We start from the raw sequence: 22,478 nt of genomic DNA, 5'->3' as shown, positions 1-22,478 counted from the left end.
CGCGGCGGGCCGGTTAACGATCTACTTTTCGAGGCCGATCAGCGATCAGTACGATGGCGATTGAAGTTACCATGCCCAAATTCGGCCTCACGATGCATGAGGGAACGATCCAGCGTTTTTTCAAGGCGGCAGGTGATTCGGTAAAGGCGGGCGAACCGCTTTACGAGGTCGAGACCGAAAAGGTCCTGTATGAGGTTGAAGCGCCGGCATCGGGTATCCTGGCAGCCTGGATGCACGAGGAAGGGGCGATTGTCGAATGCGGCGGTGTGGTCGCGCTGATCGCTGCGCCGGGTGAGAACGCGGCGGCGCTCGCCGCGCGACCTGCCGGTATCGCGTCAGGCGCCGCCTCGCGCCCGGTTTCTGCTCCAGTGGCGGTAGCGCCCGTCGGCACAGATGGACGCGACGGCGATGACGGTACGGGGGCTGCTGATGGCCGACGCGCGGTGAGTCCAGTGGCGCGCAAGCTGGCGGCGCAGCTTGGTGTCGACCTTGCGCGGCTGACCGGTACCGGTCCTGGCGGCCGGATCACCCGCGAAGATGTCGAGCAGGCGGCGCGTCATCCTGTCAGCGCCATCGCCGCCGGCACGACGCCTCCTGGAGCCCTCGCCAGCGCTGCGCCAGCGGCGTCGTCCAGCGGCGCGGATAATTCCGCATCCCCGAGCGAGGCCAAGCCGCGCTTGCGCAGCACCCCGATGCGCGGGATGCGCAGGACGATCGCCGCGCGGATGCATCAGAGTCTCCGCGAAACGGCGCAACTTACGATCACTACTGAAGCGGACGTAAGCGCGGCGGTCGAGCTGCGGGCACGCCTGACGCGCGAATTCGATTTCACCTACACCGACTTGCTGATTCATGCGGTTGCGCGAGCCCTCACGCGCCATCCGCGGATGAACTCGCGGCTGGCCGATGACGCGATCATTTCGCTTGTCGAGGTGAATATCGGGATGGCGGTGGCGCTCGACGAGGGCTTGATCGTGCCGGTGATTCGCGCGGCTGATCGCAAGGAGCTGCGGACGATCGCGGCTGAGACGAAGGACCTAGGCGAGCGCGCGAAAGCGGGCAAGCTTAAGATCGAGGACGTGAGCGGCGGCACCTTTACGATCACCAATCTGGGCGGTTTCGGCGTCGATGTGTTCACGCCGATCCTCAACCTTGGCGAGACCGGCATTCTTGGCGTCGGGCGGATCGTCGAGAAGCCAGCGGTCTATCGAGGCGAGATCGCGCGGCGCTCGATGGTCGCGCTGTCGCTGACGTTTGACCATCGGATCATCGATGGTGCTCCGGCCGCGGCTTTCCTGCAGACCGTTATCGATGTCTTTAACTACGGCGATCGCTGAGCGTCGCCGCGCCGGGCTCAGTCTCGCGGTCCTGGTGGCCGGAATGTTCGCGGCCGGGGGGGCAGCGCGGGGGGCCTCGCGCGAGGCCAGGCCCACACCCGGTCCCAGCCCGCAATCGATCGGCGGGCTGGTCGAGCGCGCGCCGTCGCCGCGGCCGTTCGATTATTCGCGGCTGAGCACGGAGGCGACCGAACTGCTATCGCGCGAGATCCGGATCGATACGACCAACCCGCCTGGCGACGAGCTGGCGGCGGCGAAGCTGATCAAGGAAAAGTTCCTGGCCGACGGCATCCCGGCGACGGTCTGGGAGCCGGCGCCCGGCCGGGGCATAGTCGCGGCGCGCCTGCACGGCACCGGGCATCACAGTGCGGCGGTGGTGCTGTTGAGCCATCTCGACGTCGTGCCGGCCAATCCCAAGGAATGGGCGGCGCCGCCCTTTGCGGGCGCGGTTCGCGACGGCGCAGTTTGGGGCCGCGGTGCGATCGACGACAAAGGTCCGGGCGTGATCGAGCTGATGGCGATGCTTGCGATCAAGCGTTCGGGCCGACTGCTCGATCGCGACGTCATTTTCCTCGCGACCGGGGACGAGGAGACCGGTGGCCGCTACGGTGCGGCCTGGCTGGTCGAGCACGAGCCCGATGTATTTGCCGACGCGGCTTATCTGATCAATCAGGGCGGCAGCATCATGACGCGGCCCAACGGACGCCGTTACTATGGCGTGGCCGTGACGGAAAAGACCCCGCTCTGGATCCGCCTGACGGCGGCGGGTGTCGAAGGCGAAGGCGCGACGCCGCCGGCAGAAACCACGGTCACGCACCTGGTGGCGGCGCTCCAACGGGTCACCGGCTATCGCGCCCAAATTCGCATCATCGATCCGGTGCGGGACTACTACAAGGCGCTCGCGGAACTCGATGGCGGACCGCCGGCGTTGCGTGATCTGGGCCGCGCGCTGCGCGATGATCCGAAATTCGCGCTGCAGTTCGTGGCGACGCCGCGCAACAACGCCTTGGTGCGCGATACATTCACGCCCACCGTGCTTCACGCGAGTTCCACGATCAACCTCATCCCGGGCCGCGCCGGCGCGGAGATTGACGGCCGTCTGCTGCCGGGCGACGATGCGGCGGCAGTCGTCGAGAACTTGCGCAAGGCAATTGCCGATAACTCGATCCGGTGCGACGTCCTGCTGAATTTTCCGGCAGCGACGTCGCCGCGCAACACCCGGCTGATGACGGCGATCGAGAAAGTTGCCGCGCGCGATCATGCGGTGGTCGTGCCGATGATGCTCGCTGATTTTACAGATAGTAACTATTTTCGCCAGAAAGGCTTGATTGCTTATGGCTTCACGCCGATCGGGCTGACCTCGGCTGAGGAAAAAAGCGTGCACGGCGTCAACGAGCGGATGCCGGTCAAGGAGCTTAACAACGGCATCCGGCGGATGGTCGAGCTGCTCGAAGCCGTCGCACATTAGCCTGTCGGGAATCGACAGAATGTACTACAAGCTCGGAAATACAGAGTCGCGAGATGGAGGTGGAAGCAATGGCAAATGTGCTCGAAGGTAAAATCGCGCTGATCACCGGATGCAGCAGCGGCATCGGCCGCGCGACCGCGATCGCATTCGCCGCCGCCGGGGCCGTGGTGACTTGCGCCGACGTCGATCAGAAAGGCGGTGAAGCCACGGTGGCGATGATTCGGGAAGCGCGTGGCAAGGCGGAGTTTGAGCAAACCGACGTGACCGACGCGAATCAGGTACAGGGGCTGGTTAACCGGATCGTGGCGGCGCATGGGCGGCTGGATTGCGCCTACAACAATGCCGGTATCGAAGGCGAGGTGATCGAGACGCACGAGGCTTCCGAGCGGAACTTCGATCGCATCATGGCGGTCAATGTCAAGGGCGTATGGCTGTGCATGAAGTACGAAATCCGCCAGATGCTCAAGCAGGGCGCGGGCGCGATCGTAAACACCGCGTCGCTCGCCGGCTTGGCGGGTTTTCCTGCGTTGCCCATCTACGTCGCGAGCAAGCATGCGGTCGTCGGCTTGACCAAGAGCGCGGCGCTCGAGTGCGCCCAGAGCGGCATCCGGATCAATGCGGTTTGTCCCGGCCCGGTTGATACGCCGATGATGGAACGGATTGGCAACAATGAAGGGCGGCCGGGCCGCAAAGAGTTCGAGGCCTTTGTGCCGATGCGCCGCTATGCGACGCCCGACGAGATCGCGAGCACCGTGGTGTGGCTCTGCTCGAGCCAGTCGTCGTACATCACGGGCGTCGCGGTGCCGGTTGACGGCGGCATGATCGCCGGATGATCCGCCGGATAGTCCATGGCGGCTGCTGAAAGAGATTCCTCAACTGGAAATCTTGACGCAGCTCGCAGACTTCCCTCGGCTTCGCTCAGGACAGGCTGCCTGCTCGCTGCGCTTCTTTCGCTAGTTCGTCAGGCCGGGCGCGTCGCGAACTCCGGCATGATCTCGTTGACCAGCAGCTCGCCGGATTCGGGCGACGACGGGAAGACAATGTAATACGTCGTCCCGAGTTCCTCGATGCGCCCGCGCAGCTCGCGGCGGACTTCGTCGGGCGTGCCGGAGAGCAGGACGGGAGCGTTGCGCGCGGCCTCGGTGTTGGGGAAGCCCATCGCGGCGGCGGTGCGCGCGAGCGCGGCGTCAGCGTCACTCTTGCTGCGCGAGAGACTGACCATGCAGATGACGCTGAGCTCGACGGCGTCTTGTGCGCGGCCGGCGGCGGTCAGGAATCCACGGAGCATCGCGATGCGGCGCTTGAGCTCGGGCTTGTCGAACTTGACCGCGGCGGCGGGGTCCTGGACGAAATCCTTGCCATTGACGATCGGCGGGATCAGATTGACGATCTGCGCCTCAGCGGCGACCAGCTCCAGAATCTTGCGGCCCGAGCCGCCGATCATGATCGGCGGATGCGGCTTCTGCACGGGGCGGGGATTGTTGTAGGCCTTGTCGATCGAGAAGTAACGTCCGTGATAGGTCGGCGCGTCCTGCGTCCACATCGCCTTGATCAATTTGATCGCGTCGCCAAGCTGCGCGATGCGTTCGAGATTGCCCGGATAGGGATAATTGTGCGCGTCGTATTCGTTGCGCTGCCAGCCGGCGCCGACCCCCATGATTAGGCGTCCGCCGCTCAGATGGTCGAGGGTCGAGGCAATCTTCGCGAGCATCGGCGGCGGCCGGAAAGACATCGCGGTTACGGCCGGCGCGAGGCGGACGTTTTTCGTCACGGCTGCGATCGCGCTCAAGGTCGAGAAGCATTCGAGTTGCGGCGTTTCGGGCTTGGCCAGCGGCGAGAAAAAATGATCGTTGATCGAAACTGAGTAGAAGCCATGCGTGTCGGCCCATTCCGCCGCCGCCCGCGCCTGCGGAAAATCGCCGGTAGGTAAAAACAAGCCGAACTTGATGCTATGCATATGCGATGAACCTTTCGGACGCGGGCAGCGTCTCGCGGGACAGTTTCGTGTTGTTTAGCGGAGGAGCGCGCCGATGACCAGAGCCGCCGAAATACTCGATCAGGTGTGGGAGGCGCTCGGCGGCGCGGCGGCGCTGAGCGCGAACGTCCGATGCGACGGTGTTGGCGACCTGCCGTCGGCATTTGCGGTCAGCGATCTCGCGGCCGCGTCGGTCGGCGTCGCCGCGTTGTCTGTAGGCGAGCTGATCGCGGCGCGCCACGGCGCGGTACCCGCAATCGCAGTCGATCGGCGTTGCGCATCGATGTGGTTCTGGATCTCGATTCGCCCGCAAGGCTGGAGCCTGCCGCCCATCTGGGATGTGACCGCCGGGGACTATCCAACCGCCGATGGCTGGATCAAGCTGCACACCAACGTGCCAAATCATCGCTCCGCGGCGCTCGGCGTGCTGGGCGTGGCCGCGAGCAAGGAAGCGGTCGCAAAGGTGGTGCGTGGATGGCAGGCCAATCTCCTCGAGCAAGTGATCGTTGATCGCGGCGGCTGCGCGGCGGCGATGCGCTCGCTCGACGAGTGGTGCGTTCATCCGCAGGGTAGCGCGGTGGCGCGCGAGCCGCTGTTCCACGTCGAGGCCGGGAGCGCGGGACGGACTTGTGATTGGGCGATCGCGGCGGAGCGTCCGCTGGCGGGGGTCCGCGTGCTCGATCTGACGCGCGTGCTGGCCGGTCCGATCGCGACGCGCTTTCTCGCCGGCTTCGGCGCCGAGGTGCTGCGGATCGATCCGCCGGTGTGGGAGGAGCCGGCGATCGTGCCCGAGGTGACGCTGGGCAAGCGTTGCGCGCGGCTGGATCTCGGCAACGATCGCGATCGCGAAACCTTCACCAGTCTGCTGCGCAGCGCCGACGTGCTCGTGCATGGCCATCGGCCCGGGGCACTCGCACGCCGCGGCTTCGACTCAGCGCGGATGCAGGAACTCAGTCCCGGACTGGTCGAAGTGTCGCTGGACGCCTATGGCTGGAGCGGGCCGTGGGCGGCGCGGCGCGGGTTCGACAGCCTGGTGCAGATGAGCAGCGGGATCGCGGCCGAAGGGATGCGGAAAAACGGGAGCGCGCGTCCGACGCCGCTGCCGGTGCAGGCGCTCGATCATGCGACCGGCTATTTCATGGCGGCTGCGGCGGTGCGCGGTCTCACGCAGCGGCTGGCGACGGGTCTTGGCTCCGTCGTGCGGACCTCGCTGGCGCGCATTGGGGCTTTACTGATCGATCAATCGCGGGAGGATCGAACATCGGTCGCACTCGCGCCCGAGACCATCGACGACCTCGACGAGGCTCAGGAGGCGACGGCGTGGGGTCCGGCGCGTCGGCTCAAACCGCCGGTGGCGATCGCAGGCTCGCCGATGCGCTGGGCGCTGCCGGCAAGTCCGCTCGGCGCGGCTCCGGCGCGGTGGGTTAGTCGTCCCTAGAGGGACGCCGCACAAATCGATGTGATAGAGCGCTTCGCGTAGGTCCTTCGACACGGCTCGCGCTGCTCGCCGGCTCAGGATGACAAATCAGGTTTGTGCACGGTTCCTTAGCTGGTGCGGCGGGCGGCGACCGCGGTGCGGATCGCCGGGGCGATCGCGCTGAGCGGCGTGCCGGTGGGGAAGACGCCGGCGGCGCCGGCTTTTTCCAGCGGCGCAACGTCGTTCGGCGGGATGGTGCCGCCGACGAAGACCGCGACCTCGTCGGCGCGGCCGGCCTCGCGCAGTCCGGCGACGATCTTTTCAGTCAGCGAGATATGCGCGCCGGACAAAATGCTAAGCCCGATCGCATCGACGTCTTCCTGCAGGGCGGCGGCGATGATCTCGTTGGCGCTGCGGCGCAAGCCGGTATAGATGACCTCCATACCCGCATCGCGCAGCGCATAGGCGATGACCTTGGCCCCGCGATCGTGGCCGTCGAGCCCGGGTTTCGCGATCAGGATGCGGATCGCGCGCTCGGTCGCGGAGGCGCCAGAGGCTTGCGCGCTCACAGTCCCACCGGCTCCTGAAAGGTGCCGAATTCCGCGCGCAGGACGCCGACGATCTCGCCGAGGCTGGCGTAGGCTTTGACCGCGTCGAGAATCGGGTTCATCAGATTTTCCGAGCCGCGCGCGGCGTCGCGCAACTTCGCGAGCTTGGTCGCCACAGCCGCCGCGTTACGCGAAGACTTGATGCGGGCGAGCGACTCCCGTTGGTTCGCGCCGAGCGCCGGGTCGGACTGGTAAAGCTCCATTTGCGCGCGTTCGGGCTCCTCGCGCGTGAACTTGTTGACGCCGACGACCACCCGCTCGCCGTTCTCGATCCGCTGCTGATGGCGATAGGCTTCGACGGCGATTTCTTTCTGAATCAGCCCACTCTGGATGCTCGCGACCATCCCGCCCATCCGCTCAATCCGCTCGATGATCGCGCGGGCCTCCTGCTCGACCTTCTCCGTTAGCGCCTCGACATAATAGGAGCCGCCCAGCGGATCGACGACGCTGGGGACGCCGGTCTCGTAGGCGAGCACCTGCTGCGTGCGCAGCGCCAGCTCGGCGGTTTGCTCCGTGGGGATGGCGAAGGCCTCATCCCAGGCGGCGGTGAAGACCGACTGGACGCCGCCGAGCACCGAGGCTAGCGCCTGATAAGCCACGCGCACGATATTGTTCTGCGGCTGCTGCGCGGTCAGCGTGCTGCCGCCGCAGACCACGCCGAAGCGGAACATCATCGCGCGCGGATCGGTCGCGCCGAAGCGCTCCTTGAGAAAGCGCGCCCACAGGCGGCGGCCCGCGCGGTATTTGGCGACCTCCTCGAAGAGGTCGTTGTGCGTGTAGAAATAGAAACTGATGAGCTGGGCGAAGTCATCCACCTTGAGGCCGCGATCGACGCAGCGCTGGACGTAGGTCAGGCCGTCGGCGAGGGTGAAGGCCAGCTCCTGCACCGCCGTTGCGCCGGCGTCGCGGAAGTGTGCGCCGGCCACACTGATTGGATTGAAGCGCGGCGCGTGCGTCATGCAATGCTCGATGGTGTCGACGATCAGCCGCAACGATGGCTCGGGCGGAAAAATCCAGGTGCCGCGGGCGGCGTACTCCTTGAGGATGTCGTTCTGCACGGTGCCCGCGATCTTCGCGGCCGGCACGCCCTGACGCTCGGCGACAACGAGATACATCGCGAGCAGGATCGCCGCGGTCGAGTTGATCGTAAACGAGGTGCTGACGCGATCGAGCGGAATACCCTCGAAGAGCGTCTCCATGTCGGCGAGCGTGTCGATCGCGACGCCGACGCGGCCGACGTCGTCGATCGCCTCGGGATCGTCGGAATCCATGCCGAGCTGGGTCGGTAGATCGAGCGCGACGGAGATGCCGGTCTGGCCCTGTTCGAGCAGCCACTTGTAGCGCTGATTCGATTCGCGCGGCGTGCCGAAGCCGCTGTACTGGCGCATCGTCCAGAGCCGCCCGCGATACATCGTCGGCTGCACGCCGCGAGTGAAGGGGTATTTCCCGGGCTCTCCGATATCCGCGCGCGAGTCGAGGCCGCGGATACTCTCGGGCGTGTAGAGAACGTCGAGATCGATGCCGGAGCCGGTCTCGGCAGGTGGAATCGCGCGCGCTTTGCCGTTGCTAGGTGAAGGTGCAGCGGCGCCGTTCGCGCCATTCTTGCCGGCGCCCGCGGAGGCGGTCGCACCCGCAGTTGAAGCGGCGGTGGGGTCGAGATCTTTTGCCATCGAAACTTACCTGTTGTCTGAATTAGCGGCCTTTGAAGCGGGGCTCGCGGCGCTCCTTGCGCGCGTCGAGCGCCTCCTGATGGTCCTCGGAAATCCAGGTTTGTGCAAAGAGATCGGCCTCGAAAGCGCGCGCCTGCTCGTCATCGGCGGCGGCGTCTTCGTTGACCATCCGCTTGATCGCCCGCACCGCCATCCGTGGATTGGACGCGATCGTGCGCGCGAGCTGCTCAGCCGTTGCGAGCACCTGAGCGCTCGCTACAACCTGATCGGCGAGCCCGATGCGGCCGGCCTCGGCGGCGTCGATCAACTCGCCGGTGAGGAGCAGCGTCAGCGCCCGGGCGCGGCCGACGAGCCGGACGAATCGGCGGCGTCCGCCCCATGCGGGCGTGATTCCGAGATTGACCTGCTTGAAGCCGAAATGGGCGCGGTCGCTGACGATCCGGATGTCGCAGGCGAGCGCGACTTCACATCCGCCGCCGAGGCAATCGCCGTTGATCGCGCCGAGCACCGCGACCGGCAGCGCGCGCAGCCGCGCCGTGATGAGCTGCATCCGGCGCGACATCGCGACCGCGGCCTCGTAGGTGGTGATGCGCTCGAAATCCTTGAGGTCGCCGCCGGAAACGAAGCTGCGATCGCCTGCGCCGGTAAGGATCAGCACAGCGACCGAAGCGTCGGCCTCGAGCCAATCGAGGACGCGTTCGATTTCCGCCATGGTCGCCAGGCTGACGGCGTTATGCACCGCGGGCCGGTTGATCGTGAGTGTCGCGACCCCGCCGTTCTCAACGAAACGCAGGTATGCGAGAGGGCCCAGCGGCTCGTGGACTGCGGCGGCGACGAGGTCGGAAGCAGGATTGATCGGACTCAGCTCGATTGCCATTGCGAACTTCTACACGAGAAAGGTCAGGTTATCGATGTACTCATCGTTGTTCACGAGCAGCACTTTTTTGTAGAACATTTTGAAATCGCCGCCGTCGCGCCGCAGCTTGTGGGTCGAGCGCCCGATGAAGACGTCCTGCCTGCCCCGCCGGACCTCGCCTAGCACGAAGTTCGAGTGGGTGGTTATTTCGCCGTTGGCGCCCTCCTCGATTTCGATATTGGAGACGACGCGCCGCAGTCGTGAGGGCGGCGACTGGGCATGGGCGTTGCCGCTTTGCAAACGGTGGATGCGGGCCTCGAGACGCTGGCGATTGTCATAGACGGTCGAGACCTGCCGCGTCGGATCGATGTCGTCGGCGCCGGCGGGAACCCAGTAGAGGGCGTCTTGATCCCACAGCGCGAACCACTCCGCATAGGCGTTTTCGTCCATCAGGCGCGCTTCGCGATAGAGGAAGCTCTCGACTGCGCGAAGGTCAACGGCGGCGCCAGGTTCGATCGCCACGCGCGCTCTACCTCGCGCGAGCCGCGACCCCTGCCGGGGCGCGACGCGCTCGTACCGCCGCCGGCCCACTCTGCGACATCACTTTCTTGTAGTGCGCGAAGATGCCGCGCAGCGTGATTTCGTCGGTCATCTGCCCCACGAGGGTGCCGTCGGCCGGGTCGCGGCGCTCGCGATCCATCCCGCGGCCCAGGTAGATCCAAGGGTCGAGCGTCGCCTGCATCCCGTCGCGCATCCGCGCGAACATCTCGACATCGTCGGGCTGACCCATGCCGGCGGCGCCGAAGAAGGCCTCGTGACCGCGCAGACGCGCGGCGTTGAGTTCCGGCGCGACGCCCTTGAGGAGCGTCGGGTGGAGCGTGACCTCGGTGTAATCGACGGCGACCGGATGCGCCACGCGAATCTGCACGCCAATCAGGATCAGATTGGGAAAGACGAAAGTGTGGGTGCCGCCGGCGTTGAGGACTTCGGCGGCGCGCTCGACGCCGAGGCGGGCCTCGACGCGCGCGCGATAGTCGTTATCGGCCGGAGTGGTCGGCAGAACGGCGCGCATCCGTTCGCCATACTCGCGGTTGTAGCGCCGATAATCGAGCATCACGTGGCCATTGCCGAGGTCGCGCGCCTCGCCCGCCGAATTGCCGTTGAAGACATCGAGCCGCACGCCGGTCTGACCCTGGATCATGTCGAGGAAGGTCTCGTGGCTAAAATTCGGATGGTAACCGTCCATCGCGTTCTCGATCTGAAACTTCCAGTTGCCGCTGTAATCGAACTTGTTCGTGCCGGCGCGCACCTCGAGCTCGCCCACCGGCGAGAGATCGGTGAACAGATCGATCTGCTCTTTGGCCGCCGCACCCAGATGATCGTCGAGCGTGATGCCGGCTGGCGCCATGCTGCCGAAGATAAAGCCGCGATAAGTCTCCATCCGCGGCACGCGCGTCAGGCCGAAATCCTCCTTGCGAAATGAGTCGCCGTAAGCGTCCTGATAGGGCACCCCCGCCAGTTCACCATTATTGCGATAGGTCCAGCCGTGGTAGGCGCAGCGGAAGGTGGCGGCGTTGCCGTGCTCGACCTGGCATACGGTCGATGCGCGATGACGGCATCGATTGAGCATCAGGCGCAGCTCGCCGTCCTGCCCGCGCGCCATGATCACGGGCTGGCGGCCGATGCGGCTCAGGCGGAAATCGCCGGGGTTGGGCACCTCGCCCGCGTGACCGACATAAACCCATCCGCGATGGAAAATCTTGTCGAGCTCGTCGGCGAAGATTTCGGAATCGGTGTAGAGGCTGCTATGGACCTTGTCGCGCTTGATCAAAGCGCCGTAGTCGATTCGGCGATGGTTCATCTCGGCACCTCCTGCGGTGGGCGGCGAGCAAATCCTGAACGGGCTGCTTGATGGGTCATAAGCTAGCCCAGTAGTCGCGGGTTTTCCAACCACTTTCAGTGCGCTTTCGCAGCGCGCATTGCTACCGGTCGCGCCGCCGGGATTATCGGCAGCTTGCCGCGCTAGTGACGATGCTCTAGCCTTGAAGCATGAATAGTCTTTTGCGAACAGCGCGGCGCGGCTTCTCGCGTTCCTGTTCTCAACGGTTCTGATCCAAAAGGCCGCAACGGCGACTCTGATTCTTGACGCAGCTCGCAGACTCGCTTGCTCGCTTCGCCTGCGGCTTCACTAGTGGCGTTCTTGCGAGAATTTGACCTGATCAGCCGGCTCTGTGCGAAAATCCCGCGCGGCCAGCGCACTATCCTTGGCCCGGGCGACGATTGCGCGATTATCGCGCGGGCCCGCGGCCAACAGCTCCTGACCATCGATTCGATGGTCGAGGGGGTGCACTTCAAGCTCGACTGGACGACGCCGGAGGCGCTGGGGGCGCGCGCTCTGACGGTCAATCTGAGCGACATCGCCGCGATGGGCGGGGTTCCAACGGTCTGCGTGATCAACCTGGCGATTCGCCCGCAGCTGCCCGCGTCGTTCTTCGATCATCTATATGCGGGCTTGGGCAAAGTGGCCGCCACGGCCGGCGTTGGGGTGGTCGGCGGCAACGTCACGCGCGCCGCTCAGCTCGCGATTACGATCGCGATCGTGGGTGACGCCGGGACAGGCGTGATGCGCCGCGACGCGGCGCGGGTCGGCGACAGCGTGTACGTGACCGGGACGATCGGCGACGCCGCGCTCGGCCTCGCGATCCTGGAGGGGCGTCAGGATGCGCGCGGCGCTGCGCGCAAATTTCTGCTCGCGCGGTTTCTCGCACCAACGCCACGCCTCGCCGCCGGCCGCAGATTGGCGGCGCTCAAACCGGTGCCCGCCGCGATCGATATCAGTGACGGTCTTTGGCAGGACCTCGGCCACATTATCGAACGTAGCCGCGTCGGCGCCGAGATCGATATCGACGCTATCCCACTTTCGCCCGCGTATAGAACCTTGCTCGGGGACGACCCGCAGCTTGCGCTGAGCGGCGGTGAGGACTACGAGCTGCTTTTCTGCACCGCGACGGCTTTTTCACCCGCGACGCTCTCCCGCAAGCTCGGCGTGCCGGTAAGTCGTATCGGCCGGATCGTCAAGGGGCGCAGCGCGAAGCTGCTCAAGAGCGGGCGCTCATTGCCGGACCTCACGCGCCGCCTGGCAGGATGGGATCAATTGCGTGACGCCGGTGCTTAGCTTCGTGCTGCCGATCGTGGTCGCGGCGCTGCTACTATTGAGCGCGACGCTCGCCGCCTCCGAGACCGCGCTTTTCGCATTGGTCCGGATGGAAGATACGCGCGACAAGTTGAGCAGTAGAGTGCGCGAGGCGTGCGATCGCCTGATGGCGCGTCCGCTCGAAGCCCTGGTCGTCATCATCGGCCTTAACGAGGCCTGCAATATCTTCGCTGAATGCCTCACCACGGCGCTGCTGTTGACCTGGCTGGGACCGCTCGGTGCGTGGATTGCTGCGCCCGCGATGCTGGCCGTCGTGCTGATTTTTTGCGACATCACGCCCAAGACCTTTGCGCTCGGCTATCCGGGCGGGGTCGCCTCGCTCTCGGCGCGTCCGCTGAATCTCGCGACGCAGATAGCTCATCCGATCGTGCGCTGGCTGGTTCCCGCGATGGAGCCGCCGCGACCCGCGCCGGTGTCGGAGCAGGAGTTCAAGGCGCTGCTGCGCGCGGGCGAGCTGGTCGGTGAAGTCGAGCCGCAGGAGCGCGAGCTGATTCACCGGGTCTTCGATTTCGGCAACCGCCGCGTCGCCGAGGTGATGACGCCGCGCGACAAAATTTTTGCGCTGGACGTCGCGACCCCGACCGAGCGCGTCGTCGCGGAGGTCGCGCGCGGCCACTTCTCGCGCGTGCCGATCTACCGCGGCGCGCCGGACAATATCGTCGGCATCCTGCACGTCAAAGACCTGGTTACGCGCCGTCTCGGCGCGGCGCCGCCGCGGCTTGATCGCCTCGCCCGTCCGGCCTACTTCATTCCGCCCACGAAGCGGCTCGGCGAACTTTTCGACGAGATGCGCCGCGGCCGCCTCCAGCTCGCGCTGGTGGTCGGCGAGTTCGGCAGCCTGCTCGGTTTGATCACGCTCGAAGATCTGCTCGAGGAGCTGTTCGGCGAGATTCGCGACGAATTCGATTATGAAGGCCCCGAGTTGATGCCGGCCGGGCCGGGTGAATGGCTGGCTGCAGGCGCGATCGATTTGGCCCGCCTGCGCACGGCGTTGAACGATCAGGGCTCGCTGGCGGCAGCCGGCGCGCAGACCCTCAACGGACTCGTCCTGCGCGAGCTCCAGCGCGTGCCGCGGCGCGGCGAGAGCTTTCGCCTCGGGGATTTTCAGGCCCGCGTCGAGCGCGTGCGCGGGGCCACGGTCGAACTCGTGAGGTTGCGCCGATGACCCGCGTGACGCTCGGCGCAATCATCGCCGCCTGCCTGATCGTTCAGGCCTTCTTCGCCGCGAGCGAAATTGCCCTGGTGGCCGCCGACGAACTGAAGGTCCGCGCCGACCGCGAGCGCGGCGACGATCTCTCGCAGGTCCTCGGCCGCCTGCTCGAACGGCGCGATCGCATCGTCGCCCTGATGCTCAGCGGGGCGAACCTCGCAACCGTGATCGCGGCGACGACGCTGACCAGTTTTCTGCACGCGCTCGACCCCAAGAGCGCCTACCTCGCGCCCTTCATCCTCGCGCCGCTGGTGCTGTTGGTCGGCGAATCCGCGCCCAAGATGCTCGCGCTGCGCGCGCCGCTCCGCTTCGCGCGATTTGCGGCGCGGCCGCTCGCCGTCCTCGCGGTGATCTTCGCGCCGCTTCTCGCCGCCGAGACCGCACTTAGCCGGATGCTGCGGCGGATGGTCGGCGTCTCGCCCGAGGCCGACAGCGTTTTTCTCAGCCGTGAAGACCTCGCGATGCTCGTGCGGCGCCCCGGCAGCTCAACCACGCCGTCTCTCGAAAGCCTCGACTCGATCGAGCCCGCCGAGCAGCAGATGATCAGCCGCATATTTCGCTTCACCCGCGCCGAGGCGCGCAAGGCGATGGTGCCGCTGGTCCGCGTCGAGGCCCTCCCGGAAGAGACCACTATTGCAGACGCGATCGAGCTGGTGCGCCGCGAGGGCTACACGCGTATCCCGGTTTTCCAGCGGCGCATCGTCAACATCGTCGGCGTGCTGCACGCTTTCGATCTGCTCGAGGCGCCCGATCTCTCGCGTTCGGTCGCCGAGCTGATGCGCCCCGTGAGTTATTTTCCCGAAGCCACGCCGCTCGATGAAATCCTCATCGCACTGCAGCGCACGCGCGAAAGCCTGGCCGTCGTGGTCGACGAGTACGGCGGCGCCTCGGGCATAATCACGATGGAGGACCTGCTGGAAGAGGTCGTCGGTGAGATCGAAGACGAGCACGACGAGCGCGAGGAATTGGCGCGCGTAATCAATCCGCGCACCTTGGTGGTGCAGGCGCGCGCCGAGGTCGCCAATCTCAACGAGCGTTTCGACCTCAAGCTCCCGGAAGAGGGTGAGTATGCTACGATCGGCGGCCTCGTGGTCGAACGTCTCGGGCATATTCCAAAGGCGGGCGAGCAGCTCAACGCCGGCAACGCGACGATCACGGTCGTGCGCAGCGATGCGCGCGCCGTGCGCGAACTCCTGCTCCATCTGGAGCAGCCGATCCGCGCCGAAGCGCATCCGAAACGATGACCGAGGCGCGCATCCGCGAAATTCTCGAACAGGTGGCGGCGCGGCAGTTGACCGCCGAGAGCGCGCTCGGCCGTCTGCGCCGGCTCCCCTTCGACGACCTTGGTTTCGCGCGCCTCGATAACCATCGCTCGCTTCGCCGCGGCGTGCCGGAGGTCGTCTTCGGCGACGGCAAGACCGCTGATCAGATCGCAACGATCGGCCGCAGCATGGCGCGCAGCGGCGTCAATTTGATTGTGACGCGGCTCGCGCCCGACAAGGCGCGCGCCGTCAAGCGCAAGCTGCCGGCGCTCGATTATCGCGCCGACGCCCGCATCGGCGTAGTCATTCACGAACCGCCGGTGGCGTCCGGGCACGGCACAATCGCGATCCTCAGCGCGGGAACCTCCGACATTCCGGTGGCCGAGGAAGCTGCCGTGTGCGCCGAGCTTTTCGGCAATCGCGTCGTGCGCATCTACGACGTTGGCGTCGCCGGGCTTCATCGTCTGACTGCGCAAGCTGAGCTGCTACAGTCCGCGACGGTGCTGATCGTCGTCGCCGGCATGGAGGGCGCGCTGCCGTCGGTGGTCGCCGGCCTGGTGGACAAACCAGTTATCGCCGTTCCGACCAGTATCGGCTATGGCGTCGCCTTCGGCGGACTGGCTGCGCTGCTCGGGATGCTCAATAGCTGCGCGGGCGGTGTCAGCGTCGTCAATATCGATAATGGTTTTGGCGCGGCGCTGGCCGCCACCCTGATCAATCGGGTCGGAATCAGCCGGGTCGGGCTCGAGCGGAATTCAGACAATGGCCGAACGCAAAAACCGCGAAACTCTCACCAGCGGACGCGCGCGCCGCGCGATTAAGATCGGCGGGCTCGCCTCGCAGGTCGGCACGAGCTACCTGTGGGCTTCGCTGCGCCGGCCGTTTCTCGCCTCGGGCCGCGCCGAACAGGAACTGCTCGACACTCATCTGAAGAACGCGCGGCGCATCGTTGAAAGCTCCAAACAGCTTCGTGGCGCGTTCATGAAGCTCATCCAGATGCTCTCGACGCGCGCCGACCTGATGCCGAACGAAGCCATCGACATCCTAAAGGCGACGCAGTCCGACGTCCCGCCGATGGATTACAAGCTCATCGCGCAGCAGCTCCGTCGCGAGCTCGGCAAATCGCCCGAACAACTCTTCGCGAGTTTCGAGACCGAGGCCTTCGCCGCCGCCTCGCTCGGCCAGGTCCATCGCGCCCGCCTCAAAAACGGCGAGGAAGTCGCGGTCAAGATTCAGTACCCGGGCGTGGACGCGACCGTCGAACAGGATCTCCAGAATCTCAAGCTCCTGCTGCGCACCTTGCAAACCGTCGCCGGCGATCTGATGCGCCAGAAGATCGACACCAAGACCATTTTCGCCGAACTCGAAACGCGCCTGCGCGAGGAACTCGACTATGTTAACGAGGCCCGCAACATCAACGAGTTCCGCCGCTACCTCGCCGACGAGCCCGACGTGCTGATCCCGCGCGTCATCAAGGAACTCAGCACCAAACGGGTCCTGACGATGACCTATCTCGATGGCTACCGGCTCTCCGACGTCTTCGGCGAGCATGCTGATCTCAAGTTACGCACCTGGGTGGCGCGCAAGTATTACCAGCTCATCTGGCGTCAGATACTCGAATTCGGCCTGCTCCATACCGATCCGCAGCCGGGTAACTACCTGGTCAGCTATCACCCGCGCCTCGCGATGCTCGATTTCGGCTCGGTGCGCCGTTTTCCCGATCCGATCCGGCGGGCCAACCTGCAGCTTGCGCAGGCGATGCTCGCGGGCGACGACCGCGCGCTCGGCGCGGCGCTGCTCAAGCTCGGCTACCTGGACCGTAGCCAAGATCCGGCGCCCTTGATCAAAGTGGTTTATGTGCTGTTCGAACCGGTCATCATCGATCGGGTTTATCATCCGAACGAATACGACGCGGTCGCGAAGGCGGCCGCGGTCGGCGAGATGGCTTTCGCCCACAAGCTGTACAAGTCGCCCGCCCACGGCATCTTTCTGCTGCGTGCGCTGATTGGCCTCGACGGCATCATGAAGGGCCTGGCGGTGCGGACCAACTACTGCACGCTGTTCCGCGAGTGCATCAGCGCCGCCACCCGCGCCAACGCCCGTTTCACCCGCGCCCGCTGATCAGCGCGGCGCGGTCAACTCTTCCTTGTGATCGTATCCACCTCCGCCAGCTCTGCCGCCGAAAGCTGCCAGTCCGCCGCTTTGACGTTCTGCGCGATCTGCTCGGGGCTCGTCGCGCCCGCAATCACGCTGGCCACGGTCGGACGCGCCACGAGCCAACTGAAAGCCAGTTCGAGCAGCGTATGCCCGCGCGACTCTGCGAATGCTTTCAGCCGCTCGACGATCGGCCAGTTCTTTTCATTCGCATAGCGCTTCGCCAGGCCACCCATCGAAGCGAACCGCGTCCCCGCCGCCGGTTCCACCGCGCGCTGGTATTTACCGGTCAGCAGTCCGCTCGCCAGCGGAAAAAAGGGCAGCAGTCCCAACCCATAGGACTGCATCGCCGGAATCAGATCGCGGTCCGGCTCACGCACCAGCAGGCTGTACTCGTCCTGACATGAGACGAAGGCATTGATTCCCAGATCCTTTGCCGTCCAATGCGCTTCAACCACTTGCCAGGCGGGGAGGTTCGAGCAGCCGATGTAGCGGACCTTGCCATGCCGAATCAAATCGTCGAGCGCGCGCAAAGTCTCCTCGAGCGGAGTCAGCGGGTCGGGCTGATGAAGCTGATAGAGATCAATCCAGTCGGTTTTGAGGCGCTTCAAGCTGTCTTCCGCCGCCGCCATCAGATAGCGGCGCGAACCACCCTTAAGCACGCCGGCCTTGTCCATCTGCATCCCGAACTTGGTCGCGAGCACGATCGCCTTGCGCCGCTCGCCGAGGATCTGCCCGAGCATGGTCTCGGAACCTCCGCTCTTGCCGTAAATATCCGCGGTGTCGAGCAGGGTGACTCCCGCCTCGAGCGCCGCATTGACGACTTTGCGAGTCGCGTCGAGATCGATCGTCATGCCGAAGTTGTTGCAGCCCAGGCCGACCTTCGAGACCTGCAGCCCGGATTTTCCCAGCGTGCGTAGTTCCATCCTGAAACTCCCTGAAGGAATTCGCCAGCCTTTTAATTACAGCCTGCGGGCGCTTCGCGCGAGTCAGCGGTTTTGCGAGAATCCCGTGCGATGCCGAGACGACGACCCGCTCAACAGGTTGACGCGCGCGAAGACCTCGGCGCGGCGCTCGAACGCCATCGCGATCATCATTTTTCGCCGCACGCCAGCGCGGCGGGTGGACGCGGCTCCGAATTCCAGGAGAAGGTTGAATCTGAATAGGTCATCTCTGCTCGGTGTTACGAGCATTTGACAATTCAAGAACACCGGGTTCATGCTTAACGGGCGCATCAGACCAGACTCTAGAAAGAGCGCTAAATCCGCTACGCAAACTCGCAACAGGAGGGCATTTCATGGCAACAGTGCGTGGAGTCGTGAATTTTCGCGTGAAACCCGGCAGATATGCTGATCTCTACGAGGGCCTAAAGGCCGTCAAAAAGCTCATCGAGGGGCTGGGTGCTGCCTTCGTCGTGAGCCGTCAGGTTATAGGTTCTGAAAGTGGGAACGTCATCGTGGTCGCAGTATATAAAGACTATGCCGGCTACGCTAAGGTAGCCTCTGATGCGGCGTTTTCAGAGCTCATCAACACGATGATTAACAACCCCAACCCGGCTTGGGAGGGGTATACCGTGTCCTTGAACGAAGAAGTCGCGCTCTAATTCCAAGAGTCCGGTCCCCATTTGGCTAAGGGACCGAACTCCATCGTGTGCAGGCGCTTCGCGCGAGTCAGCGGTTTTGCGAGAATCCCGTGCGATGCCGAGACGACGACCCGCTCAACAGGTTGACGCGCGCGAAGACCTCGGCGCGGCGCTCGAACGCTATCGCGATCATCATTTTCGTCGGACACCGGCGCGGCGGGTGACCAACGATCACAGCGCGCTGGCTTTCATCGAGGAGAGCGGTTTCTGCTCGGCCTTTACCGCAGGCCTCGGCGTACCGAGTATGCGCGAGGCGATCGAGGGCCGCCGCGAGCCCGAACTACCGCATCATATTCAGCATGACCCGGCGCTCATGATGACCTGGCGGCTCAAGGACGAGCTGCCCGCGCGCGGCGCGGTCTATTACGGCAAGGTCATCGCGGGCCGCCCGGCCTTCGTCGCGCTCGACTTGTTACCGGCCTTCCTGCGCTTGCGCATCGCGGCCGGCGGCTACCGCAAGCTCTACGCGCGCGGGCTATTGTCGCACTGCGCCAAACTCATCTTGGACACGCTCGTCCGCCATGGTCCAGCCGAGACCAAGGCGCTGAAAATCTCGAGCGGTTACGCGCAGCCAAACCGGCGGGCCGAATTTGATCGCGCGATCAAGGAGCTGCAAGAGAAATTTCTCGCCGTCAAGGTCGAGGAGCGTTACGACCCCTTCACCTACGTCTGGGACACGGTCGCGCATCGATGGGCCGAGGCGCTGCGCGAGGCGCGAAGGCTATCGCCAGACGCGGCCACCGAGCGGCTGCTGCGCCGTTATTTCGCGGTCGCCGGTTTCGGCAATGAGCGCGCCGTCGCGCGGCTACTCGGGCTCAGAGCGGATCTGGTCGAAAAGGTGGCCCGCCGTCTAGAACGCGAGGGACTTATCCGCCGTGGCCGCCGCGTGTCCGGGATCCGCGAGGCGATTGCGCATCTGACGATATTTGATTAAGCCCGCCTAATAACCGTATCCCAGCATCAAGGGCAGCGTCAGGACTTTGATCCATCGGGCGCGCGCCGCGGACATCGCGCTGCGCCACTCGTCGTCTGGTTTCAAGCGGATTTTGCCGATTGCGAAACGCGACAGGTTGCCGCTGATCGCGTGATTTTGGCCGAGCTCGGCGCTGCCGTCGGCACCGATGAAGTCGAAGTCGGAGTCCGGTATTTCGAGGCCCAGCGCGGCACTCGTCCGCTGCAGGAGGCTACGCGGCTCGCGCACGTAGTCCTCATATCTCAGGGACACATAGCGCATACGTCGGTGTCCAAGGAACTTCAGCGCGCTGCACCAGCCGTTGAACCAGTCCCATTCGAGCGCACTCTGCAGGGCGCTATATTGGGGCATAAATTTCACCTGCCCGCCAGTGTCGAACTGTTTCTTGCGGCGCGCCCACGAATGCGCCACCGCACGACTATCGCGCAGCAGGTGGATAACGTTGAGTTCCAGCTCGGGCGCACGCGCCAAAGTGCAGAGGGTGGACGGGTCCTTCGACGAATCAATGATCAGGCGGGCGCCGGCGGTTTCGATAATCGCGCGATTGAGTTGCGCCATTGCCCGCACGTATTCCCGCGGGCGTTTGGCCGCGGCGAAATCACCCGGCACACGATCGAGCAGCACCAGCATCGGGATGTTGCGATTTTTATCGATCGTGCCCTGGTCGGCGAGCATTTGCACAGCGTCGAGCCCCGCGAGACCGCCGAACGCCCGTTGCATCACAGCGTTCCAGAATTCGCATCGGCGAAATTCTTGTCCGCAACCGCAGGGTTCGTTGTCGATCACACCGCGCGCCCAGATGTCGCGCAACTCCCCGACAAAGACGGCTCCGGGCACCCGTCCGAGCATCTGGCCGAGCAGCGTACTGCCGCTGCGTCCATAGCCCGCGATAAACACAATTCGCGTTCGCTTAGGATTCATTCCCCCCTTCCAGTCAACCTCAATCCAGCAGGTTAAGAGGTTTCATCTGAGCTGCTTTCCCGCCGCCACAGCGCGACCGGATCGATCCCCAGCGCGGACTTCGCGCTCACTGCGATCGCGACGTTCCAGCCGGTCGCCGCCAGCATCGAGGCGACCGCGGCGCCAACCATTCCAAGCCTGGGGACCAGCACCAGCGCCGCCACCAAATCCAGCGTGGCGCTGCCCGCAACGACCATCGCGGTGGTCCGCTCGAACCCGGTCATCAGCAGCAGAACGCCGATTGGTCCCATCGCAGCGTTAGATAATTGCCCCACAAGCAAAATGAGCAGGGCCGAATACCCGCGGCCGAAGTCGTGGCCGAAGACCGCCAGCAAGGGCTTACCCAGCGCTGCCAGCGCCACAATCAGCGGGAGCGAGAGCCAAAACGTCAACCGGCTCGCGCCCTGCGCACAGAGCTCGAGTTCGCGCCGTTGTCCCCGGGCGAACAGGTTCGAAAACATCGGACCCGCACGCGTTCCGGCCGCCGCGACCAGTAGCCCAACCAGCCCGGAAATCATCACCGCCGCGCTATATACGCCGACGTCGTCCGCCGGGCGAAACCATCCCAGGACCAGCAGATCGGCGCGGCTCGAAAGCGTGACACCGATGTAGGTCACCAGCATCAGCAGCCCGACGCTCATCCAGCCGCGATTATCGTAAATCGGCTTGGCCCGGCGCACCGCGCGCGGCAGAGCGCTGCGCAAACTCGCCATCTGCGGCGCGAGGACTAACGCGACAGTGGCGATCCGGATGCCGATTGCCCTGACGGGGTCGAGGCGGCCCGACAGTATCCACAGGCCGCCGAGCGCCGCCATCTCCAGCACGGGTTGCAAAATCAGCGGCAGCGCGTAAGTCATCAGGATGCGCTCCCGCGCGCGGCCCAGTTCCTGCTCCAGACCCGACAGCGCCACAAACGGTATCAGCACGGCACCCATCATCAGGCTACCGACCTCGAAGCGCTGCGGCTCGACAATGCGCACCGCCGCGATCGTCACCACCGCCAACAGCAGGCTCGAGGCCGCCGTCAGTTGTCGGCTGCGCATGACCAGCCCGCGTATCAGTCCCCAATCCCCCCGCGCCATGTAACCCGGAATAAACTTGACCACACTCGCGCCGATGCCGAATCCGGCGACCACCGTCAGAATCTGGGCCATCACCAGGGCGTAGCTGTAGTCCCCGAAGGCACTGGCGCCGAGCCACCTTGCGATCAGCACCTGCAATGACCATCGCAGGCCCGCGCTAATGACCGCGATGATCAATGCGGTCGCCGAACCCCGCCATAGCGCATGTAAGCGCGGCTGCGCTTCGGCGTATGCCCACAGCGCCTCCAGTAACCGGCGCCAAATCGGCGAGGCCCGCGCCGTTAGCACGCCGGCTACCTTGGTGCCGGGCGGGACCGGCGCGCGGTCGTAGTTAAAGCTTCTTCCGTGGAGATTGCCGCTTGACTTCGCTGAATTCCCAAATCTCTGCTGGCGCATGCTTCGAACCAGATCGATCGCTCCCCGCCAGCGGCCGCCCTGCCCTCCAATTGAACTTGGCGCAAGGATGCCCAAACCGTGCGTCCGCTGCAAGACAGCCAAGGCGCGACCGGCGTCCCAAGGAGACGTCGGCCTCGGGATTGCGCGATCTCTTCCCACTTAATCTTTGAAACTCTTTTCTTGCCTGCGCGTACCCCTACATGGCGCAGATTAACCGCCGCGAGAAACTCGCGATCGCGCCCGCCGGAAGCCGT

21 protein-coding genes are annotated in these 22,478 nt (G+C 65.1%); 12 read left to right on the top strand and 9 right to left on the bottom strand.

Annotation, left to right across the window (positions count from 1 at the left end):
• Nucleotides 1–53: 53 nt before the first annotated feature.
• The 3 genes from VKS22_16515 to VKS22_16505 all read left to right on the top strand — a co-directional run bounded on the left by VKS22_16515 (nucleotide 54) and on the right by VKS22_16505 (nucleotide 3,638).
• Nucleotides 54–1,337 (top strand): dihydrolipoamide acetyltransferase family protein, encoded by a 1,284-nt coding sequence (locus VKS22_16515; protein ID HLW72215.1) that lies wholly within the window; start codon nucleotides 54–56, stop codon nucleotides 1,335–1,337.
• The gene (locus VKS22_16510) at nucleotides 1,312–2,805 is read left to right on the top strand and encodes a M20/M25/M40 family metallo-hydrolase (protein ID HLW72214.1); all 1,494 of its coding nucleotides are present in this window, start codon (nucleotides 1,312–1,314) and stop codon (nucleotides 2,803–2,805) included. Before VKS22_16515 ends, VKS22_16510 begins: the two co-directional genes overlap by 26 nt.
• A gap of 68 nt (nucleotides 2,806–2,873) precedes the next feature.
• Nucleotides 2,874–3,638 (top strand): SDR family oxidoreductase, encoded by a 765-nt coding sequence (locus VKS22_16505; protein ID HLW72213.1) that lies wholly within the window; start codon nucleotides 2,874–2,876, stop codon nucleotides 3,636–3,638.
• A 128-nt stretch (nucleotides 3,639–3,766) separates the two neighbouring features.
• On the opposite strand, the gene VKS22_16500 is transcribed toward VKS22_16505, so the two are convergent.
• A complete protein-coding gene (locus tag VKS22_16500) occupies nucleotides 3,767–4,762 on the bottom strand; it encodes an LLM class flavin-dependent oxidoreductase (protein ID HLW72212.1) in 996 nt (331 codons plus the stop codon).
• Between the two features lie 73 nt (nucleotides 4,763–4,835).
• Between VKS22_16500 and VKS22_16495 the strand changes: the two genes are divergently transcribed.
• A complete protein-coding gene (locus tag VKS22_16495; GenBank protein HLW72211.1) occupies nucleotides 4,836–6,218 on the top strand; it encodes a CoA transferase in 1,383 nt (460 codons plus the stop codon).
• A 107-nt stretch (nucleotides 6,219–6,325) separates the two neighbouring features.
• On the opposite strand, the gene VKS22_16490 is transcribed toward VKS22_16495, so the two are convergent.
• The 5 genes from VKS22_16490 to VKS22_16470 are packed head-to-tail and all read right to left on the bottom strand — an operon-like array spanning nucleotide 6,326 to nucleotide 11,192.
• The gene (locus VKS22_16490) at nucleotides 6,326–6,766 is read right to left on the bottom strand and encodes a cobalamin B12-binding domain-containing protein (protein HLW72210.1); all 441 of its coding nucleotides are present in this window, start codon (nucleotides 6,764–6,766) and stop codon (nucleotides 6,326–6,328) included.
• Nucleotides 6,763–8,475, bottom strand: coding sequence for a methylmalonyl-CoA mutase family protein (locus VKS22_16485; protein HLW72209.1), 1,713 nt, complete (start codon nucleotides 8,473–8,475; stop codon nucleotides 6,763–6,765). The genes VKS22_16490 and VKS22_16485 overlap by 4 nt, the downstream gene beginning before the upstream one ends.
• 22 nt (nucleotides 8,476–8,497) lie before the next feature.
• Entirely contained in the window at nucleotides 8,498–9,352 is an 855-nt protein-coding gene (locus VKS22_16480) for an enoyl-CoA hydratase/isomerase family protein (protein HLW72208.1), read from the bottom strand.
• A 9-nt stretch (nucleotides 9,353–9,361) separates the two neighbouring features.
• On the bottom strand, nucleotides 9,362–9,853 hold the full coding sequence (locus VKS22_16475) for an aromatic-ring-hydroxylating dioxygenase subunit beta (protein ID HLW72207.1): 492 nt from the start codon (nucleotides 9,851–9,853) through the stop codon (nucleotides 9,362–9,364).
• Nucleotides 9,854–9,860: 7 nt separating this feature from the next.
• Nucleotides 9,861–11,192, bottom strand: coding sequence for a Rieske 2Fe-2S domain-containing protein (locus tag VKS22_16470; GenBank protein ID HLW72206.1), 1,332 nt, complete (start codon nucleotides 11,190–11,192; stop codon nucleotides 9,861–9,863).
• A gap of 330 nt (nucleotides 11,193–11,522) precedes the next feature.
• Here VKS22_16470 and thiL point away from each other — a divergent pair, with 330 nt between their 5' ends.
• Genes thiL through VKS22_16445 form a run of 5 tightly spaced genes read left to right on the top strand, consistent with a single transcriptional unit; the run spans nucleotide 11,523 to nucleotide 17,138 of the window.
• Nucleotides 11,523–12,506, top strand: coding sequence for a thiamine-phosphate kinase (gene thiL / locus VKS22_16465; GenBank protein ID HLW72205.1), 984 nt, complete (start codon nucleotides 11,523–11,525; stop codon nucleotides 12,504–12,506).
• Entirely contained in the window at nucleotides 12,490–13,710 is a 1,221-nt protein-coding gene (locus VKS22_16460; GenBank protein HLW72204.1) for a hemolysin family protein, read from the top strand. The genes thiL and VKS22_16460 overlap by 17 nt, the downstream gene beginning before the upstream one ends.
• Complete coding sequence (locus VKS22_16455) at nucleotides 13,707–14,999, top strand: hemolysin family protein (protein ID HLW72203.1); 1,293 nt, start codon at nucleotides 13,707–13,709, stop codon at nucleotides 14,997–14,999. The genes VKS22_16460 and VKS22_16455 overlap by 4 nt, the downstream gene beginning before the upstream one ends.
• Complete coding sequence (gene larB, locus VKS22_16450) at nucleotides 14,996–15,838, top strand: nickel pincer cofactor biosynthesis protein LarB (protein ID HLW72202.1); 843 nt, start codon at nucleotides 14,996–14,998, stop codon at nucleotides 15,836–15,838. Before VKS22_16455 ends, larB begins: the two co-directional genes overlap by 4 nt.
• Nucleotides 15,780–17,138 (top strand): AarF/ABC1/UbiB kinase family protein, encoded by a 1,359-nt coding sequence (locus VKS22_16445; GenBank protein ID HLW72201.1) that lies wholly within the window; start codon nucleotides 15,780–15,782, stop codon nucleotides 17,136–17,138. Before larB ends, VKS22_16445 begins: the two co-directional genes overlap by 59 nt.
• 14 nt (nucleotides 17,139–17,152) lie before the next feature.
• On the opposite strand, the gene VKS22_16440 is transcribed toward VKS22_16445, so the two are convergent.
• Nucleotides 17,153–18,097, bottom strand: coding sequence for an aldo/keto reductase (locus tag VKS22_16440; GenBank protein ID HLW72200.1), 945 nt, complete (start codon nucleotides 18,095–18,097; stop codon nucleotides 17,153–17,155).
• A 90-nt stretch (nucleotides 18,098–18,187) separates the two neighbouring features.
• Here VKS22_16440 and VKS22_16435 point away from each other — a divergent pair, with 90 nt between their 5' ends.
• The 3 genes from VKS22_16435 (at nucleotide 18,188) to VKS22_16425 (ending at nucleotide 19,747) form a co-directional block, all read left to right on the top strand.
• On the top strand, nucleotides 18,188–18,337 hold the full coding sequence (locus VKS22_16435; protein HLW72199.1) for a hypothetical protein: 150 nt from the start codon (nucleotides 18,188–18,190) through the stop codon (nucleotides 18,335–18,337).
• Nucleotides 18,338–18,468: 131 nt separating this feature from the next.
• Nucleotides 18,469–18,774 carry a hypothetical protein gene (locus VKS22_16430; GenBank protein HLW72198.1) on the top strand — a complete coding sequence of 102 codons (306 nt, stop codon included), beginning with the start codon at nucleotides 18,469–18,471 and terminating at the stop codon, nucleotides 18,772–18,774.
• A 94-nt stretch (nucleotides 18,775–18,868) separates the two neighbouring features.
• Nucleotides 18,869–19,747: a hypothetical protein gene (locus tag VKS22_16425; GenBank protein ID HLW72197.1), complete on the top strand. Its 879-nt coding sequence runs from the start codon at nucleotides 18,869–18,871 to the stop codon at nucleotides 19,745–19,747.
• Between the two features lie 6 nt (nucleotides 19,748–19,753).
• Here VKS22_16425 and VKS22_16420 read toward each other — a convergent pair whose 3' ends face one another.
• Nucleotides 19,754–20,707 (bottom strand): sulfotransferase, encoded by a 954-nt coding sequence (locus VKS22_16420; protein ID HLW72196.1) that lies wholly within the window; start codon nucleotides 20,705–20,707, stop codon nucleotides 19,754–19,756.
• A 32-nt stretch (nucleotides 20,708–20,739) separates the two neighbouring features.
• A complete protein-coding gene (locus tag VKS22_16415) occupies nucleotides 20,740–22,116 on the bottom strand; it encodes an oligosaccharide flippase family protein (GenBank protein HLW72195.1) in 1,377 nt (458 codons plus the stop codon).
• Nucleotides 22,117–22,478: the final 362 nt, after the last annotated feature.

Source organism: Candidatus Binataceae bacterium (genome assembly GCA_035308025.1).
In the GTDB taxonomy this organism is placed as follows: domain Bacteria; phylum Desulfobacterota; class Binatia; order Binatales; family Binataceae; genus JAJPHI01.
The sequence above is the reverse complement of the archived record's forward strand: the minus strand, read 5'-3'. Positions and strand labels throughout refer to the sequence as shown.